The 17,875-nt window shown below is 63.9% G+C and carries 13 protein-coding genes; 4 read left to right on the top strand and 9 right to left on the bottom strand.

The window, feature by feature from the left end; all coding sequences use genetic code 11:
• Window positions 1-54: 54 nt before the first annotated feature.
• From CLV85_RS01990 to CLV85_RS01975, 4 genes are all read left to right on the top strand, one after another.
• Window positions 55-1,857 carry an ABC transporter ATP-binding protein/permease gene (locus tag CLV85_RS01990; protein ID WP_100387937.1) on the top strand — a complete coding sequence of 601 codons (1,803 nt, stop codon included), beginning with the start codon at window positions 55-57 and terminating at the stop codon, window positions 1,855-1,857.
• Window positions 1,854-3,749, top strand: coding sequence for an ABC transporter ATP-binding protein (locus tag CLV85_RS01985; protein WP_100387936.1), 1,896 nt, complete (start codon window positions 1,854-1,856; stop codon window positions 3,747-3,749). Before CLV85_RS01990 ends, CLV85_RS01985 begins: the two co-directional genes overlap by 4 nt.
• Window positions 3,750-4,004: 255 nt before the next feature.
• Window positions 4,005-6,296, top strand: coding sequence for a YcaO-like family protein (locus CLV85_RS01980; RefSeq protein ID WP_100387935.1), 2,292 nt, complete (start codon window positions 4,005-4,007; stop codon window positions 6,294-6,296).
• 32 nt (window positions 6,297-6,328) lie between these two features.
• Window positions 6,329-8,329, top strand: coding sequence for a YcaO-like family protein (locus tag CLV85_RS01975; RefSeq protein WP_157847466.1), 2,001 nt, complete (start codon window positions 6,329-6,331; stop codon window positions 8,327-8,329).
• 9 nt (window positions 8,330-8,338) lie between these two features.
• On the opposite strand, the gene CLV85_RS01970 is transcribed toward CLV85_RS01975, so the two are convergent.
• The 9 genes from CLV85_RS01970 to CLV85_RS01930 form a co-directional block, all read right to left on the bottom strand.
• Window positions 8,339-8,770 carry a hypothetical protein gene (locus CLV85_RS01970; protein WP_147433334.1) on the bottom strand — a complete coding sequence of 144 codons (432 nt, stop codon included), beginning with the start codon at window positions 8,768-8,770 and terminating at the stop codon, window positions 8,339-8,341.
• Between the two features lie 88 nt (window positions 8,771-8,858).
• A complete protein-coding gene (locus CLV85_RS01965; RefSeq protein ID WP_100387932.1) occupies window positions 8,859-10,181 on the bottom strand; it encodes an aspartate aminotransferase family protein in 1,323 nt (440 codons plus the stop codon).
• A gap of 100 nt (window positions 10,182-10,281) precedes the next feature.
• Entirely contained in the window at window positions 10,282-11,433 is a 1,152-nt protein-coding gene (locus CLV85_RS01960) for an ABC transporter substrate-binding protein (protein WP_100387931.1), read from the bottom strand.
• 97 nt (window positions 11,434-11,530) lie between these two features.
• Window positions 11,531-12,382, bottom strand: a complete 852-nt coding sequence (locus CLV85_RS01955; protein ID WP_100387930.1) for an ABC transporter permease — start codon at window positions 12,380-12,382, stop codon at window positions 11,531-11,533.
• Window positions 12,379-13,272, bottom strand: a complete 894-nt coding sequence (locus tag CLV85_RS01950) for an ABC transporter ATP-binding protein (protein ID WP_100387929.1) — start codon at window positions 13,270-13,272, stop codon at window positions 12,379-12,381. Before CLV85_RS01950 ends, CLV85_RS01955 begins: the two co-directional genes overlap by 4 nt.
• Entirely contained in the window at window positions 13,269-14,222 is a 954-nt protein-coding gene (locus CLV85_RS01945; RefSeq protein WP_100387928.1) for an ABC transporter permease, read from the bottom strand. The genes CLV85_RS01950 and CLV85_RS01945 overlap by 4 nt, the downstream gene beginning before the upstream one ends.
• A gap of 4 nt (window positions 14,223-14,226) precedes the next feature.
• Window positions 14,227-15,243, bottom strand: coding sequence for a TIGR03842 family LLM class F420-dependent oxidoreductase (locus CLV85_RS01940; RefSeq protein ID WP_100387927.1), 1,017 nt, complete (start codon window positions 15,241-15,243; stop codon window positions 14,227-14,229).
• Window positions 15,244-15,325: 82 nt separating this feature from the next.
• Window positions 15,326-16,789, bottom strand: a complete 1,464-nt coding sequence (hydA, locus tag CLV85_RS01935) for a dihydropyrimidinase (protein WP_100387926.1) — start codon at window positions 16,787-16,789, stop codon at window positions 15,326-15,328.
• A 72-nt stretch (window positions 16,790-16,861) separates the two neighbouring features.
• A complete protein-coding gene (locus CLV85_RS01930) occupies window positions 16,862-17,707 on the bottom strand; it encodes a nitrilase-related carbon-nitrogen hydrolase (RefSeq protein WP_100387925.1) in 846 nt (281 codons plus the stop codon).
• Window positions 17,708-17,875: the final 168 nt, after the last annotated feature.

Below are 17,875 nucleotides of genomic sequence, written 5' to 3'. Positions count from 1 at the left end.
TGATACTTAATTGATAACGATTCTCATTATTAAGTCAAATTAGACCGAGGTCCCGTGATCCACTTCCGCCTACTCCGGCTCGCCGGAACAGCCACCGCACTGCTGAGCGCCATCGTGCTCGCTGGCATCGCCCTCAGTGCTGTCGCCATCGCTCAAGCCATCGCTACCGCTGCGCTTTTTACGGGCATCGTCACCGGCGCAGCGCTGGAAAGCCTCACTGTCGCGACCATCGTTTTTACGGGCGCGCTACTCGTACGCCCGGTGCTCTCGATGGCACGCGAACTCACCGTGCACGCTGTCGCCGGCCGCATCAAAGTGCAATTACGCAGCCGCATCCTCACCGCTGAAATTACCGCGGGCCCGCTCGCGAGCAGCACTTCTCGCAGCGGAGAACGGCAATCGCTTCTCGTCGACGCGGTTGAAAACTTGGAACCTTACTTTGGCCGCTACCTCCCGCAGCTCGTGGTGACCTTCGTCACCGGAGGGTCACTCGTCGCGGCGCTGATCATGATCGACCCTGTAGTCGGAATCGTGGTCGGCGCCATAGCGCTGGCCGTGCCCTTCATCCCGCGCTTCTGGGATGCCGCCCTCGCCGGACGCGGCGAACAGCACTGGGCCGCCTACTCGTCGTTGCACGCGGATGTCGTGGATTCAATCCGCGGGATGCCCACTCTCAAAGCGCTCGGCGCTGTGCACCTTCGCCGCCAGCAGCTCTCGGCAGCCGGAGACTCGCTGCTCACCGCGACGCTCTCGCAGTTGAAGCTCTCTCTGGTTGAATCGGGCCTTACAAGCTTCTTTCTCGTTGCCGGCCCGGCCGTCGCCCTGCTCGTGGGCGCCGCCCGCGTCAGCAGTGGTGAGCTCGCCCCCACCAGCCTCTTTCTCGTGACGATGCTGTCGTTCGAGGTGTTCCGGCCGTTCCGCGACCTCTCGCAGTACTGGCACGCGGGCTACGCCGGAGTCTCGGCGGGCAACCGGATTTCCGCGCTGCTCACGAATGCCGAGCATGCCGGTAGCGGTGCGGCCGGCGGGGCTGCGACTGCGACCGGCGTGACAGCAGCCGCACCTCACGGCCTCACCTCACCACATCCGGCAGCTCACCACTCCGACATTGCCGTACGCGCTGACAGTCTCAGCTTTCGCTACCCTGGCGCCGACAGCGATGCGCTGCACAACCTCAACTTCACTATCCCTACAGGGTCCACGGTCGCGATCGTCGGAGAGTCCGGCTCGGGCAAGTCGACCTTCGCCTCAGCGATGCTCGGTTTTGCGCAACCCACGACGGGTGAGCTCGTCATCGCAGGAGCATCCACAGCACTCCTCGGGCACGAAGGATGCTCGCCGCTCGTGTCGCTCGTCGCGCAAGATCCGGTTCTCTTCACGGGCAGCATCCGCCACAACCTGCAGCTCGTCGCCCCCGGGGCGAGCGATAGCGATCTCTCCCGCGCGCTCTTCGATGCGGGTGCCGAAGAGCTGCTCGACCCCAGCCGTAGTGGGCTTGATGCACCGGTCGGTGACAACGGCGGGCTGCTCTCGGGCGGTCAACGCCAACGCCTCGCGATCACTCGCGCGCTCCTGCGCGACAGCCCCATCCTGTTGCTCGACGAAGCCTCCAGCGCACTCGATGCTCGCCGCGAAAACGCGATTCTTGAGCGACTGCGTGAGACCCGCCGGGCAGACGGTTCCGCTCGCACCGTGATCGTTATTGCTCACCGGCTTGCCCCCATCCGCAGCGCCGACCTCGTGCTCGTTTTCGAGAACGGATGCCTCGCCGAATCGGGAACATATGACGACCTGATCGCCCGCGACGGCGTGCTCACGCGGTTGCACGCCGCGCAAACCTCGGGGGTTCTGGCATGAAACTTGTGTTGCTGAACTCGACGCCGGTGCGGTTGCTCGGCCCGATTATCCAACTGCTCTCGGTATTGGAATCACAGCGGATGCTCTTGCTGCGGTCGACCCTGAGCATGACGGCGTTTCAGTTGTTCGCCGCCGCCACGGGCGCACTTAGCGTCGGACTTGCCGCCGCCGTGACGACGCAATCAACCGACGTTGACCTCGGTTCCGGAATCGTCGCGGTGCTCGCGATCGGCCTCGTGATCGCGGTAATCGCGAACGGCCTCTTCACCTGGGTTGAGTCGTGGTTGAGTCACGTGCTCGCGTACCGGGTGATCGAAACGCTGCGGCTGAAAGTGCACGACGCCATCGAACGCATCACTCCCGCAGGCATGAAACGACGCCGGGCAGGCGAGGTCGCGGGCTCCGCAATGGCCGACGTGGAAGCCCTCGAATGGTTTTACGCACACACGCTCGGCTCTGCCGCGAATGCCGTGGTGGGGCCGCTCGTTGTCACCACGACGCTCGTTGTTCTTGTGGGGCCCACGGGGTTCATCGCGCTCGCCGGCGCGCTCGCGCTCGTCTCGATCCCCTGGCTCTTTGCTTCGCTTCAGGCTCGCCAAGGCCGGGCCGTTCGCTCCGAATTGGGTCGCCTCACTGCCATCTCGTTCGAGGGCGCCGAGAGCCTTCGCGAGATTCTCGCCCTCGGGCTGAGCGCTCGCCACGTAGACGAAGTGCGCACCGCCACTCGTCGATTGCAGCGCCGCAAGCGGTCCTTTGCGCTGCGCTCGGGCATCGAAACCGCGTTGGCGGATGCCGTTGTCGCCGTCACGACCATCACCACCTTGGTCGTGCAGGCCGACCGCGTCGCCGGGGGCGAGCTCGCTGCGGGACTGTTCCCCGTGGTGCTGGTGCTGACTGCCGCCACCTTCGCGCCGGCCGTTGCGATCTTCGCGGTCGCTCAGAAGCTGGGCGATGTGTCGGCGGCGGCCGAACGTGTTATGGAGGTTATTAGGGCGCCGAGCGTTGTCGCGGATCCGACTGGATTCAGCGCCGGCGGCGATACGGCTGCCAGTGGCAGTGCCGCAGCAGACAGCGCCCACGACCCCCACGCGGCTGATGGCTCGCGCGCTGCCGGCGCGATCACTTTCGCCGACGTGCACTTCGGCTACACCCCGACCGAGCCTGTACTCAGCGGCATCGATCTTCAGATCACCGCGGGCGAAACCGTGGCCATCGTGGGCGCCTCCGGTTCAGGAAAGTCGACCATGGGCGCGCTACTCGTACGGTTCTGGGATCCCACTCAGGGTGACGTCCTGCTCGATGGGGTGCCGCTGCGAGCGCGCGTCGGCGAACACGTGCGCAACGACGTCCTTATCGTTGGCCAGCATCCGTATCTCTTTCGTGGCAGCGTGCGCTCGAACTTGCTGCTGGCGAATCCGGATGCCACTGAGCACCAATTGTGGACGGCTCTCGACGATGCGGCACTCGGCTCCACCATTCGCTCGTGGCCTGAAGGTCTCGATCACACGATCGGTGAGGCTGGTGCGACGCTCTCCGGAGGCCAGCGGCAACGACTTGCTCTCGCCCAGGCTTTCTTGCGTGACCCCGCCGTGCTCGTGCTCGACGAAACCTCTGCGCATTTGGATGCCGTAAGCGAAGCCGCCGTGGGTGACGCCATCGCTCGTCGCCGCACCGGCACAACCACCGTCGTCATTGCCCACCGCATCGCCACGATCGCTCGCACTCCGCGCGTGGTCCTGCTCGCGAACGGGCGCATCGTCGCCGACGGCAGCCACCGCGAGTTGCTGGCGTCGAGCCCAGAGTACCGATCGCTGCTCGGCCACCCGGCCGCAGCATCCCCCGACCACTCGACGGTTCTGTCGAGTTCCGCCGCAACCGCAGAGAGGAGGTGACAACTATGCAGACCATCGCCATTACGCCGATCGCCACCGAGCGCAACGAGGACCAGATCCTCGCTCCGAACGCGAACAACCACGGACACGTGTCCACCGCATTCGCTTGGGCCTAAGCCCCCGCGTTTAACAGAGGGTGCCCCGCTGCTCGGCGGCGGGGCACCCGAAAATGCTCCCCTCTTCTCCTCCACAGGGGTTGCTCTTCAGCTTTCTTCCCCTCGTTCTCGTTCTCGCTCCCGCCCGCAGGAAGGCATCATGCCCAGCACCGTCACCACCACGCCTCACCTCGAGATTCGTGCGCTCCCCAGCGATCGCACCCTCCTCACGACTCCGCGTGGCAACTCTTTCGCTCTCGACCTCCCCGCAGACACCGTTGTCGTCCTAGTGGAGGCCCTCTCGAGTGGCACCATTTCGCCGAAGTTGCCCGCCGAGTGGGAGACGAATGCGACCGCACTGCGCGAACTGCTCACCGCGGAGGATGTCTTCGCGAGTGCCCACGGCGATAGCTCCGACAGCAGCAGCGACGAAGGTGCGGATGCCGCAGCCCCGCAGTTCGATCAGGTGGCTTTCGACGACAGCGACGGCACAACCGCGCAGCCCGGTGACCTGCTCGTCATGGGCGATCGCGCCGTTGCCTCCGCCCTGGTCGCTGCAATGGACGATCTCCGCGGCACTGCCGCCGGCGCTGCCGACGCAGATTCGGTACCTGCAGTTCGTGTTGTTCCGGCCGACGACTGGCAGCGCGTCATCCACCGCGCGTTCCGCACGGGCGAACTGCTCGTGCACTGCCTGCGGGGTGGCGATGATGCGACCCTCATTGCGTTTGATCGCCTGTGCTCTGATGCCCGCACGCCGTGGGTCGCTCTCGAACTCACCCGCTCGGTTGCCTGGCTTGGGCCGTTCGTGAGCCCCGGCACGGGAGCCAACTATGAGGACTTCGCCGCTCGTCGTCTTGCGGCCGCCTTCGACCCAGTTGCTCACCGCGCTCTGCGCACCCCCGCTGTTGGCGGTGACAGCGGCGCACACCCTCAGCTCTTGTCAGCGGTATTCGCCACAGTCGCGCGCACTGTGGCCGACGCCACGGAACGGCGCGGCGACCTCGTGTGGGAAGTCGCAACCACAGGCGCAACGGAACACCCCGTTCTCCCGCTACCTGCGAGCGTGATCTCACACTCGTTGCCCCACTCGGTGAGCGACCTCGTCGATCCGGTCACTGGCCTCGTGCAACGCACTCGCGCTGTGACTCACCACCCGAGCATCCCGGCCTCACTCGCCACCGCGCAGAGCGATGTCTGCAACATGCGCCGCGTCTCGCGCTGGGCCAACAACACCTCGTGCCAGGGCTCGGCATTCAACGATCCTGGGCAAGCTGCCGCCAGTGCTGTGGGCGAAGCGGTCGAACGTTATTGCGGTAATTTGCTCGACACTTTGCCGGTCACCTTCGGCAGCTACCGCGAACTCTCGGCAAAGTCAGCGGTGCGGATGCTCGACCCTGACTCACTCGTGTTGTACTCCGACGAGCAGTACGACACCCCTGGTTTTCCGTTCGTGCGCATGACGGCCGATCTGCCCATCCACTGGGTTCCCGGTCGCTCGCTCACGACCAACGAAGACATTCTGGTGCCCGCGAGCATGGTTTACGTGAACTGGTTCACGGCTGGATATTCGGCGGCCCCAGTCACCAACTTCTGCCCCTTCGCTGGCATCGCAGCCGGGCCGAACATGGAGTACGCGGTCGCCTCGGCGCTTGAGGAGATCATCGAACGCCACGTCACGATGGTGTGGTGGCTCAACGAACAGCAGCACGACGCCATTGTTCCGACGCCCGAAATGGATGCTCTCTGGGCTGGCGTTCCGGACTCCTACGGCCAGCGCCCCTCGGTTGTCATGCTCGACAACGAGTTCGGCGTTCCGGTGGCGGCGGGCATCCTGCACAACGATGTCGACACTCTCGTGAACGTCGGTTTCGCCTGCCGAAACACGGCTGAGGCTGCCGCGCTCAAGGCGTGGACCGAAGCGTGCACCCTGCAAGAGGGCAGCCGCGATCTGCTGCGCACCGATGGCGCCCACTGGGATGCGATGGCGCGCGGCGAGCTCAACAGCCGTTCCTTCAAGCCGTGGCGTGCCGACCGCGCGTACCTCGACTCCTACCGTGACGACATGCGCGACTGCGACGACCTCATGGTGCAGCAGCAAGTCTTGCTGGACCCCCGTGCGGTCGACCACGTGGCACCGCTCGTCGACCGCCCCGCTCGCCGCCCCATCGGTGACATCCCCGCGCTGCCCGATCGTTCGGTTGCCGGATATCAGGCCGCTATCGAAGCACAGGGTCACGAAGTGATCATCGTCGACATTACGTCGGCGGATGTCGCGAGCACCGGCATGGCGGCAGTGCGCGTCATCGTTCCCGGCACCGTGGGTAACGCGCCCGCCGCCTTCCCGTTCTTGGGCAAGCGTCGCGTGCAAGATCTCGCGGTGGAACTCGGATGGCGTGACACTCCACTCGCCGAGGCAGACCTCAACTACTTCCCGCTGCCGCACGCGTAATGACGGAGGCGACGCAGGGTACGGACGACTTCGTGAACGCTGCGAACACAGTGGACGCAGCGGTGGCGACGACGGTCGCTGCCGCCGGGCCGGCGACCGAGCAGCGAGTCGCGCTCGTGCCTCTCGCTGCAGAATCGTGCATTGCGGTGGGGAGCGATGGCCAGTTGTGGCACCTTGCGGTGGCGGCGAGCGCGGTGACCGCCGACATTCGGGAGCGACTTCGTGCCACCGTGCAGCCGACGCCGCTTCCACGAGTATCGCCTCACGACGTTCGGTTCGATTCGGCGCAGGAAATGCTCGGCCTCGCTCGGCTTCTCGACAACAGTGCCGGCGGCTGCCCCTGTGACTGCGGCGCCGATGACGGCGACAGTGATGAGCCCACGATGTCGCTCGGCGTTCTCTTCCCCTTCGCGGGGCACTGGCATCGACTGCTGCTCGAAGCGGGGAGCGCCGTCGGCACTGCCCAGTTTGCGACGGACTGCCTCGCGGCGACTATCGCTGACCCAGCCACGGCATCCGCCTTGATGCAGCCGGCAGTCACGACTTCCCCCGCCACCCACGTTGCCGCTGGTGACCTCAACGACGACTCCACCCTCGCGCCCCGCCACGGGATACTCGAGCGCTGGAGCAACGGCCGCTGGGCCAGCCACGCGCTCACCCCGTCGCCCCTCGTTGACCCGGTGACCGGCATCCTGCATCGGGTACGACGACGCACCAATCTCGCACCACTGCCGACCGGATTCGTTCATCTGCACGCCGAGTTGCCGCACTTGCGGAGCGTCAAGGCCACGTTCACTCCGGATGCTCTGGCTCCCGCCGGAGCTCTCGACGATGGCTCGCGCTCTGAGCCACAGTTGCTCGAGCCCGCGTTGCTCTCGGGTATCGCCCACTATTGCGGGGCCGACCTTGAGCAGGGCGTCCGCACGCGCGCTTCGCTCACTGAACTGCAGCAGACCGATGAGCGAGCTTTCGAGCTCGCGGCGTGGCAGCCCCACGATCCGGCCTTGCACGCGTTGGCCGGATTCCCTTTCGTCGAACTGCGCGCCGATACGCGCATCGATTGGGTTCGGGGCCAGGATGCGGCAGGTGACATCTGGGTGCCGCAGAGTCTCGTGTTCGCCGACTACTTGCGCGGCAGTCGCACCTCAGCGCTCGCCACGAACGCCAACAACCTGGTGGGGCAACAGGCCGGGCGCACTCTGGCCGATGCCGTCGAACGAGCCGCCGCCCATGCCGTAGCCCACGATGCCGTGGCGGTGTGGTGGTCATCGACCGCAGCCGCGAGCGCGGTTCCACTACCGCAATCGGTCGCGACCGTTTTCGCGGAGTCCGAACTGAAGGTTCGCATCCTCGCCATCCCGTCGACCACGGGCATTCCCGTGCGTCTCGCCGTGGTGGATGACGTGAACAACACCATCCTCTCGCTCGGGTTCGCGGCACACACCGACGACGACACCGCGAGCGAACTCGCCATCGTGGAAGCGCTCATTCAGCACGCTTCCGCACAGGATCTTGCGCAGGAGAACAGCCTCATTCGCGACTCCGCCGCGCTCGGCAACGGAGCGATTGCTGGCCTTGTTTCGTGGGACCCCCAGCGTCGCTACGCTCACGCTTTTGGCCCGAAACATCGCGGCCTCATCGATCCGATGGCGCACGTGCAGTACGGCCTCGATCCCGCTGTCATCGAGCACGCCCGTCAACGCACTCAACCGCGCAGGCAACCCCGTCCGCAACCGCATCAGGGCTTGTCGCCAACTGCCGGCAGCGCTGCCCCCGATTCCGCCAGCTCCACGACACCACCGGCCGCACCGACCTCGGTCACCGCCGCCGTCGCAAGCACCCTTATCACCGTGGATGTCGCAACCGACCGAGTGAAGACGGCAGGCTTTCACGCTGTGCGAGCCATCATCCCCGGGTTCGCACGCTTACAACCCGCAGCTTTTCCGCTCGATCCGTTCGGCCGCCTAGCTGAGGCTCGCGAAACCCTTGGTTGGGATGCCGCCCCCAACCCGGGCCCCTACCCGGGCTGGTGACGAAGACTGCTACTCGCGGTTCGAAGCCCAGGTTTCAGACTCAGCATGCGCAAAGTGCACCCAGAGAGTTCTCCCGAGACGGCGCAATTGCGGGTAAAGAGTGCGCCACTGCTGCTTAGTCGGCGAGCCCAGTTCAATCCCGACGGCCCGCACCGCGCCATCCTCCGCAAAGATCGTCACGCCGGCGAAATCACTGAGCGCCAGATCCGTGGTCTCTTGAGTGACCCACTCGGCGGGGTCCGTGATCGTGCCACCACCACCGAGGGATTCATCCATTGCGAGGAGCGCTTTGTGCAGTTTCGCGGCGTTGAGTTTCTTTCCCGCGGCAAGGTTGTCGGGGTCGTACCGTCGTGGGGCGAGCATGAATTCTGACTCTTCGAGCTCCGCGTACTCCTTGGTCAACTCATCGGACCCCTCAGGCGTGCCGCTCATTCCGACCATGGTCATCCCCTCACCGAACCCATAAATTGAGTTTCACCCAAGTATATGAATCGGCGGCGCGATTGACCCCTGCGTCGCAGTTCCCTCGTTACCCCAATTCGAGCGTCAGCACCGCATCGTAAATCTCCATCGCCTCAGCAATTTCGGCGGGCGTGACAATACACGGGGGCAGAACGTGGATGCGGTTCTCTGAGACAAAGGGCAGCAGCCCGCGCTCCACAAGTCCCGCCCGAATGCGTCCCATCGTTGCGGCCGGCACAGGTTCACGGGTCGCCCGATCGGTCACGAGTTCGAGGGCCCAGAACACTCCGCGGCCACGCACTTCGCCGATTGATGGATGACGCTCGGCGAGCGCGTGCAGCGCTGGCCCCAAGTGGTTCTCCGAGATGTCGCGCACGTGCTCGAGCACGCCTTCGGAAGCGATGGTGTCGAGCGACGCCACGACGGTGGCCGCCGCCAGGGGGTGGCCCGAGTACGTCAACCCGCCGGGGAACACCCGGTCGTTGAAGTGTGCCGCGATCGGGTCATCGATGATCACACCGCCGATAGGAACGTAGCCCGAGTTCACTCCCTTGGCGAAGGTCACGAGGTCGGGGCGCGCATCGAAGGCGTCGAACGCGAACCACTCGCCGGTGCGCCCGAAGCCACACATCACCTCGTCGAAGATCAGCAGGATGCCCTGCTCGTCACACAGTTCGCGCACGCCCGCGAGGTAGCCGGGCGGCGGCAGCATGATGCCTGGAGTTCCCGGCACGGGCTCGAGCAGCACCGCGGCAATCGTCTGCGCACCTTCGGCTTCGATCACGCGCCGCAAGTGCTGCAGTGCACGTTCGCTCTCTTGCTCGGGCGTCGTCGCCCAGAACTCGCTGCGGTACAGGTAGGGGCCGAAGAAGTGCACGTGGCCGCGCGCGAACTCGTTCGGGATGCGGCGCGGGTCACCCGTGGCCACAATGCTGCTGCCGGTGTTGCCGTGGTACGAGCGGTACGCCGAGAGAATCTTGTCGCGTCCGGTGTAGAGCCGCGCCATCCGCATCGCATTCTCGTTGGCGTCAGAGCCGCCGTTAGTAAAGAACACGCGGTTGAATCCCTCGGGGGCGATCGCCGCCAAACGCTTCGCTGCCTCGCCCCGCGTGATGTTCGCGGTGGGCGGTGAGATCGTCGCGAGCAACTGAGACTGCACCCGGATCGCTTCGAGCAGGGCCGGATGCTGGTGCCCCAAATTCACATTAACGTGCTGGCTAGAAAAGTCGAGATATTCATTTCCGGCGTAATCCCACACGCGGGTGCCGAGCCCACTCTTGATGCTCACGGCCGCAGCATGGGCGGGAGCCTGCGCCGACCACGAATGGAAGATGTGCGCCTGATCGAGTTCGAGCGCGTAGGCGTCGAGGTCGTCGTGGGGTTCGGTCATGGCGCGAGGCCTTTCTGAGCATTGGAACAGTGCTTCTGCGAAACGAATGCCGCCCTCACGAGCGTAAGGGCGGCATCCGATTAGCGGTTATTCAGTGCGACTAGTTGCCGCCCTCGAGGAGGGTGACGTCGATCGGCGCGAAGCTGGAACCGGTGGTGTCGACACCATCGGCTTCGAGCTCTTCAAGTGCCTTCATGATCCAGTCGTTCGACCATGCCGTTGCCGGCGGGGCCGTGGTGATGGGGCTCGCGCCCGACTCGTTGACGGCGCTGATGGCACCCTCTACGGTGCGGTCCCACGCAGCTTCGTCGATGACGCCGATGCCGTTAGCGGCCGGCCAGATCAGCTTGTTGGTTTCGTTGACCATCCACAGTTCGTGGCTGGGGCCCCAACCGGAACCGGCAGCAACGGTGCCTTCGGCAGCAGACTCGGGGTTCTCAGCAGCGTAGATCCAACCCTTGACGACGGCCTTGAGGAAGGCGACCGTGGTGTCTTGGTAGTCCTCGTCGCTGTCGAGACGCTCGGTGTCAGCCCAGATCGCATCCTGGAGCATGGCACCAACGGTGTCTTCGTAGCTGATGACGTTGAAGTCAGAGGGCTGGTAAAGCTCTCCGGTGTCGGGGTCGGTCGACTCGAGCAGCTGGGCGTACTCGTTGTACGTCATGGCCTGTGCGGCGTCGATGTCACCCTGCAGGAAGGCGTTCATGTTGAAGTCCTGCGTGATGATCTGCACGGTGGAGGAGTCGAGTCCCTCAGCAGCCATTGCTGCGAAGATTTCCCACTCGTTTCCGAAGCCCCACGAACCAATCTTCTTGCCCTCGAAGTCGGCGACCGAGTCAATTCCCGAGTCGGCCCACGAGACCTGAAGCGTGCCCGACTTCTGGAAGATCTGGGCAATGTTGGTGAGGTTGGCACCCTGTTCGATGGAGCCAAGAACCTTGGGAACCCAGGCTACGGCGTAGTCAACGTCGCCGTTAGCGAGAGCGTCTTGCGGAACGATGTCGCCGCCCGACGGGATGATTTCGACGTCAAGGCCCTCTTCTTCAAAGAAGCCCTGATCGGCGGCGGCAAAGTAGCCGGCGAACTGTCCCTGAGGGAGCCATTGGAGTTGGAGCTTCACTTCGGTGAGGCCGTCAGCGTTCTCGGACGAACCGCTGTCGCTTCCGTCGCCGGTGGAGCATGCTGCGAGGAGGACCGCTGCCGTTACGGCAAACGCTCCGGCCGCTAGTGAGCGGCGTTTGGTGAACTTCATGTCAGACCTTCCAGATTCACGGTGCAAGTGGATACTGCGGTACTGCTGTACTGCGGGTGGAGCGGTTATCTCCTTCCTTGTGCTGCGCGGGCTGTTCTCATCGGGAACCCCCGGTCGGTACGCGACGCAGCACCAGTCGTTCGAGGGCGAGCGTCGCTAGGTAGAAGAGCAGGCCGAGAGCAATGGATGCCACGACATACGCCCATGCGCGGCCATACGCGCTAGAGGCTGCCGAGGTTGCAATCAGGCTGCCGAGCCCTCCGCGCGGTCCGCCGAAGTATTCCGCTACGAGGGCGGAGATCACGGCGAGCGAGGAGGCGATGCGGATGCCGGTCAAGATGAAGGGACGTGCCGTCGGCAGCGTGAGCTTCATCAGCATCTGCCCGGAGTTCGTGGCGTAGGCCTTCATCAGGTCGCGGTGTACGGGCTTCGTCTGGCGAAACCCCCGCAGCGTGTTGATGAAGATCGGCACGAATGAGGCAATGGCGGCAATCGCTTGACGGCCGAACTGGCTGTCGGCACCGAACATCGAGTTGAGCACGGGGGCGAGAGCCACGATCGGCACCACTGCGAGGGCCGCCACGATCGGGGCACTCATTTGGTCGACGATGCGCGAGCGGGCCGCGAGCGCTGCCCCGACAATTCCCACGAGCGAGCCGACCACGAGGCCGAGCAGACTGTTGGTCCCGGTGAGGGCCGTTGCCGACACCACCGAGGGCCAGAACTCAACGAGTTCCGTCACGATCGAGATTGGGCTGGGCAGCAGGTAGTCCGAGACACCACCGACGGTCACGAGCAGTTGCCAGATCACGAGCACGATCAGCCCGAAGCTGATCGGGGCCACGATGCGCAGCGTCGCTTCCGTGCGTGGGCTCCAGCCTTTCGACCGGCGCGCTCCTACTCCGCGACCCACAATCGCGTTCGCGGAAGTACTGGTGCTCGCGCTCATCGAGTGTCCACTCCCCGCGCTGTGGCCACACCATCACTGGTCGAATGGTCGGCTCCGCCGTGCAGAGCTTCCCGCACTTCGGTAACCATTTCGAAGAAGGAGGATGCTTCGCGCAGGTCGTCGTCGCGTTCTTCGCGGCCGTCAGCGGCATCCAATCGCATGGGAACGATTTGGCTGATGCGGCCCGGTCGCGGCGACATGACGACGACGCGGTCAGAGAGGAACACGGCTTCGGGAATCGAGTGCGTCACGAAGACGACGGCAGCACCGGTATCGGCGGCAATGCGCACGAGGTCGGTCTGCATCTTCTCGCGGGTCATCTCGTCGAGGGCTCCGAAGGGCTCATCCATCAACAGCAGGCGCGGCTGTTCCGCCAGCGACCGCGCAATGGCAACGCGCTGCTGCATTCCGCCCGAGAGCTGATCGGGAAAGCGGTCGGCAAACTCGGTGAGGCCCACCATGTCGAGAAGTTCCGCAACGCGAGTGCGACGGGTAGCGGATGCGACGCCGTGCAGTTCGAGCGGAAGCGCAACGTTCGCGGCCACCGAGCGCCACGGCAACAGTCCCGCCTGCTGGAACGCGATGCCGTAATCCTGATCGAGGCGAGCCTGGGTGGCGGTCTTGCCAAACACCGTCAGCTCCCCCGAGGTCGGGTCGTCGAGGTCGGCGATCAAGCGCATGAGCGTCGACTTGCCACAGCCCGACGGCCCAATGAGCGAAACGAACTCGCCGGCCTGAACCGTAAGGTCGATGTTCTCGAGCGCATGCACGATGCCGGTCGCGGTCTGAAACTGCTTGTTGACTCCGCGCACCTGCACGGCAGCGGCATCCGCTGTCACGCTGGCACCGAGGTTGATGGCGGAAGTAGTGGTCGGGATCTGGTCGCTCATGCGGCCTCCTCGGTTCGTCTGTAGTCCTTGAGAATCACGCCGAGCAGGGCGACCGAACCGGCCGCAACGAGCCCGAGAACGATCGCGCCGAAGATGGGGCCCCACGCCTTAGAGGGGTCACCCGATGCTTGACCGGCGAACTGAATAAGTAGGCGACCGATGCCGCCTTGAAGCCCCGTTGAGACTTCGGCAACAACCGCACCGATTACGGCGTTAGCCGCACCGAGGCGAAGTGCCGGAAGAAGATACGGAACGGATGCCGGCAGTCGCAAGCGCAGCAGAGTCGGCCAGTAGCCCGAAGCGTAGGTTTCGAACAGCTCAACGTGGATGCGGTCGGGAGACTGCAGCCCCTTGAGCGCGCCGACCGTAATCGGGAAGAACGCAAGGTAGCTCGCAATGAGTGCGACCGACATCCAGTCTTGCCACTCGAACGAGCCGATCTCGACGCGTGAGCCCCAGCTCTTCACCACGGGGGCGAAGGCGATGAGCGGCACGGTCTGGCTGATGACGATCCACGGCAGCAGTCCGAATTCGGCCAGGCGCCAGCGCTGCATGAGGAGCGCGAAGGCGATGCCCACGATCACTCCTACCGCCCAGCCCGCGGCGGCGATGCCGAGCGTAGTGAGAGCGGCGAGCGCAACGACGGCCCAGAGAGGAAGTGCACCGTCGGCGCGCGTAACCGGCTCAGCCAACCGCACCATCATGTCCCAGAGGTGCGGCATGGCCAGGTCGGTCGTGCGCGGGAGCACGCGGAGTTCACCAATCAGCACACCGTTGTCTGGACCGAAGAACTTGTAGCCCTCCCAGATCAGCGCGATGAAGAGAACGCCGGCGATGCCCCAGCCGAAGCCACCGAGCAGCCGAGCGCGCGCGGGGTTAGCCAGCGCACCCGGCGAACTCGCGGGGCGGACGGCAACCTCCCCACGCTTATCGTTTTGGGTTGCCGTCATCGGGTTAGGCCTTCGCCGTCACTGTTTCGGTGAGAGCCGGAATCACGGTCTCGCCGTAGACGCGCAGCGTTTCCTCTTTGTTGTCGTGCTGCAGGTAGCCAGCGAACTGGTCGACCCCCAGCTCGCGCAGCTTCTCGAGTTTCTCGATGTGCTGCTCGGCGGTGCCCATGAGGCAGAACCGGTCAACGATCTCATCCGGAACAAACGCCGCGTGGGTGTTGCCCGCCTGACCGTGCTGGTTGTAGTCGTAGCCTTCACGCTTCTCGATGTAGTCGGTGAGGGCCTTGGGTACGTCACCGTCAGTGCCGTACTTCTTGACGATGTCAGCGACGTGGTTTCCCACCATGCCACCGAACCAGCGGCACTGGTCGCGCATGTGCTCCCAGTCATCACCGATGTACATCGGAGCGGCAACACAGAACTTGATCGACATGGGGTCGCGACCGACAGCCTCAGCGGCGTCGCGCACCTTCTTGATCATCCAGGCAGCGATGTCCAAGTCGGCAAGTTGCAGAATGAAGCCGTCTCCGACTTCACCGGTGAGCTTGAGGGCGAGGGGGCCATAGGCGGCAACCCACATTTCGAGCTCTGAGCCCTTGCTCCACGGCAGCTGCAACTGGGCGCCGCCGTATTCGACCGAACGCGAGTTGGCGAGTTCACGGATGACGTGAATCGACTCGCGAAGATCCTTCAGTGTGGTGGGCTTGCCGTTGGTCACGCGCACAGCCGAGTCGCCCCGGCCAATGCCACAGACGGTGCGGTTGCCGTACATCTCGTTGAGCGTGGCGTAGGTGGATGCCGTGACGGTCCAGTCGCGGGTGGCCGGGTTCGTGACCATCGGGCCGACGATAACCTTGCGCGTCTCGGCCAGAATCTGGCTGTAAATCACGTAGGGCTCTTGCCACAGGATGTGTGAGTCGAAGGTCCAGACGTAGTTGAAGCCGTGCGCCTCTGCGAGCTTCGCTAGTTGAACGGTTCGTGCTGCGGGCGGGTTAGTTTGAAGTACTGCTCCGAAATCCATGGTGCTCCTCGTTCGTGGTGGAAGGTAGGCCAAGGCAGCATCCGCTGGCCTCAGCCACACGGATGCTGCACGAGAACCTGTTTTAGGTGAGGTACTGGGTGAGGCCACGCTTCATGAAGCGGCCATCACCCTTCGAACCGAGGTACTGATCGTTGTCCACAATGACCTTGCCACGGGAGAGAACGGTGTCGACGTGGCCGTCGATCTCGAAGCCTTCCCAGGCAGCGTGGTCCATGTTCATGTGGTGCTTCTTGCCCGTTGGCTTGCCGTTTTCGTCGACCGGCATACCGATCGAGGTGTGACCGTTGGGGTCGTAGACGACGATGTCGGCGTCGGCACCGGGCTGGATGACGCCCTTACGGCCATAGATTCCGAACATTCGAGCGGGGGTGGTGCTCGTTAGTTCAACCCAGCGTTCGAGAGTGATTTCTCCCGTGACAACGCCTTGGTACATGAGGTCCATACGGTGCTCGACGGTTCCCATGCCGTTGGGGATCTTGCGGAAGTCCGCGAGGCCCAACTCTTTTTGGTCTTTCATGCAGAACGGGCAGTGGTCGGTGGAGACCATTTGCACATCGTTCGTACGCAGCGACTGCCACATGGCATCCTGATGACCCTCTTCGCGCGAACGCAACGGAGTCGAGCACACCCACTTGGCACCTTCGAAGTGGCCGTACTGCTCGCTCTGAGCACCCAGCTGTTCTTCGAGGCTCAAGTACAGGTACTGCGGGCAGGTCTCAGCAAACACGTTCTGGCCGCGGTCGCGAGCGCCGGCGATCTGTTCGACCGCTTGCTTCGCACTGACGTGAACAATGTAGAGCGGAGCACCGGTGAGTTTCGCGAGCATGATCGCGCGATGCGTCGCTTCCTCTTCCATCTCCCAGGCGCGAGCGACACCGTGATAGTACGGGTCGGTCTTGCCCTGCTCCACAAGCTGCTCGGCGAGAACGTCGATAACCGGGCCGTTCTCGGCGTGCATCATCGTCATGAGGCCGGTGTCGCGGGACACCTGCATGGCCTTCAGAATCTGAGCGTCATCCGAATAGAAAACGCCCGGGTACGCCATGAACATCTTGAAGCTCGTGATGCCCTCGTCGGGCAGCTTCGCCATGGCCTTCAGCGAATCAGGCGTAACGTCACCAACGATCTGGTGAAAGCCGTAGTCGATCGCACAGTTGCCGGATGCCTTGCCGTGCCACGCTGCGAGAGAATCCTCGATGCGCTCGCCAAAGGTCTGAACCGCGAAGTCGATGATCGCGGTCGTGCCGCCCCACGCCGCAGCGCGAGTGCCCGTCTCGAACGTGTCGATTGCCGCGGTGCCGCCGAAGGGCAGCTCCATGTGCGTGTGCGCATCGATACCGCCGGGAATGACGTACTTTCCCGTGGCATCAATGACGGTGTCGACGGATGCCGCAACATCCGTTCCAAACAGCGTGCTGCCGGGTGACAGCACGGCTTTGATTACTTCGCCGTCGATCAAGACGTCTGCGGGGGCGCGCCCCGTTGAGCTGACGACTGTTCCGCCAGAAATGAGAGTGGTGGCCATGATTCGCTCCTCTGCGATGTCGAATGCCTACTGTTCCCCGGGCGCCAAGACAGCCCGGGGCTGACGTTGGGCTTACTTGGGGATCGACAGGTAAGCGTCGGGGCGACGGTCGCGGTAGAACTGCCAGTCGTCGCGCATCTCCTGCACGAGGTCCATGTCGAGATCGCGAATCATGATCTCTTCGTCGGCGCCTGAGCCACGTTCGCCCACGAAGTTTCCGCGGGGGTCGATGACCTGGCTGGTGCCGTAGAAGTCAACGGCTTCGTCGCCGTACTCGTTGTCTTCGAGGCCGACACGGTTGGGCTGAAGTACGAAGTAGCCGTTAGCCACTGCTGCTGCGGGGCCTTCAACCTCCCAGAGGCGGTTGGAGAGTCCGGGCTTCGTGGCGTTCGGGTTGAAGACGATTTCTGCGCCGTTGAGCCCGAGTTCGCGCCATCCCTCGGGGAAGTGGCGGTCGTAACAAATGTGAACGCCGACCTTGCCGACGGCGGTGTTGAACATGGGGAAGCCGAGGTTGCCGGGCGTGAAGTAGAACTTCTCCCAGAACTTGTCGAGGTGAGGGATGTGGTGCTTGCGGTACGAACCGAGGTTCGTGCCGTCAGCGTCGACAACGACGGCGGTGTTGTAATACACGCCCGTCATCGCCTCTTCATAGATCGGCAGAATCATGACCATGTTGAGCTCTTTAGCCAGGGCTTGAAAGCGCGTAACGATCGGGCCATCAACAGGCTCGGCGTAGCGGTAGTACTTCTTGTCTTGAGTGATCCCGAAGTACGGGCCGTAGAAGAGCTCTTGGAAGCAGATGATTTGAGCACCCTGCTCTTTGGCATCCCGAGCGAACTGCTCGTGCTTGTCGAGCATCGACTCTTTGTCGCCCGTCCAAGTGGTCTGTGTGATTGCTGCGCGAACTGTCGTCATGGTGCCTCCTGCGTTATTCGGCGTCATTGCCTTCGGTGATAAACCGGGAAAGTGACGCGCGAACGGGAACTATCCCCGTGCGTTCATTCTCCGGGTTCATCGTTTCAATCGTGTTGTGCCTATATGACGTTGTGGTTACTCATCATGGCCCCGACTGACGCGAGAGGC

The sequence above is a fragment of the Salinibacterium amurskyense genome (genome assembly GCF_002797685.1).
Taxonomy (GTDB): Bacteria; Actinomycetota; Actinomycetes; order Actinomycetales; family Microbacteriaceae; genus Rhodoglobus; species Rhodoglobus amurskyensis.
This window is presented reverse-complemented; position numbering and strand designations above follow the sequence as displayed.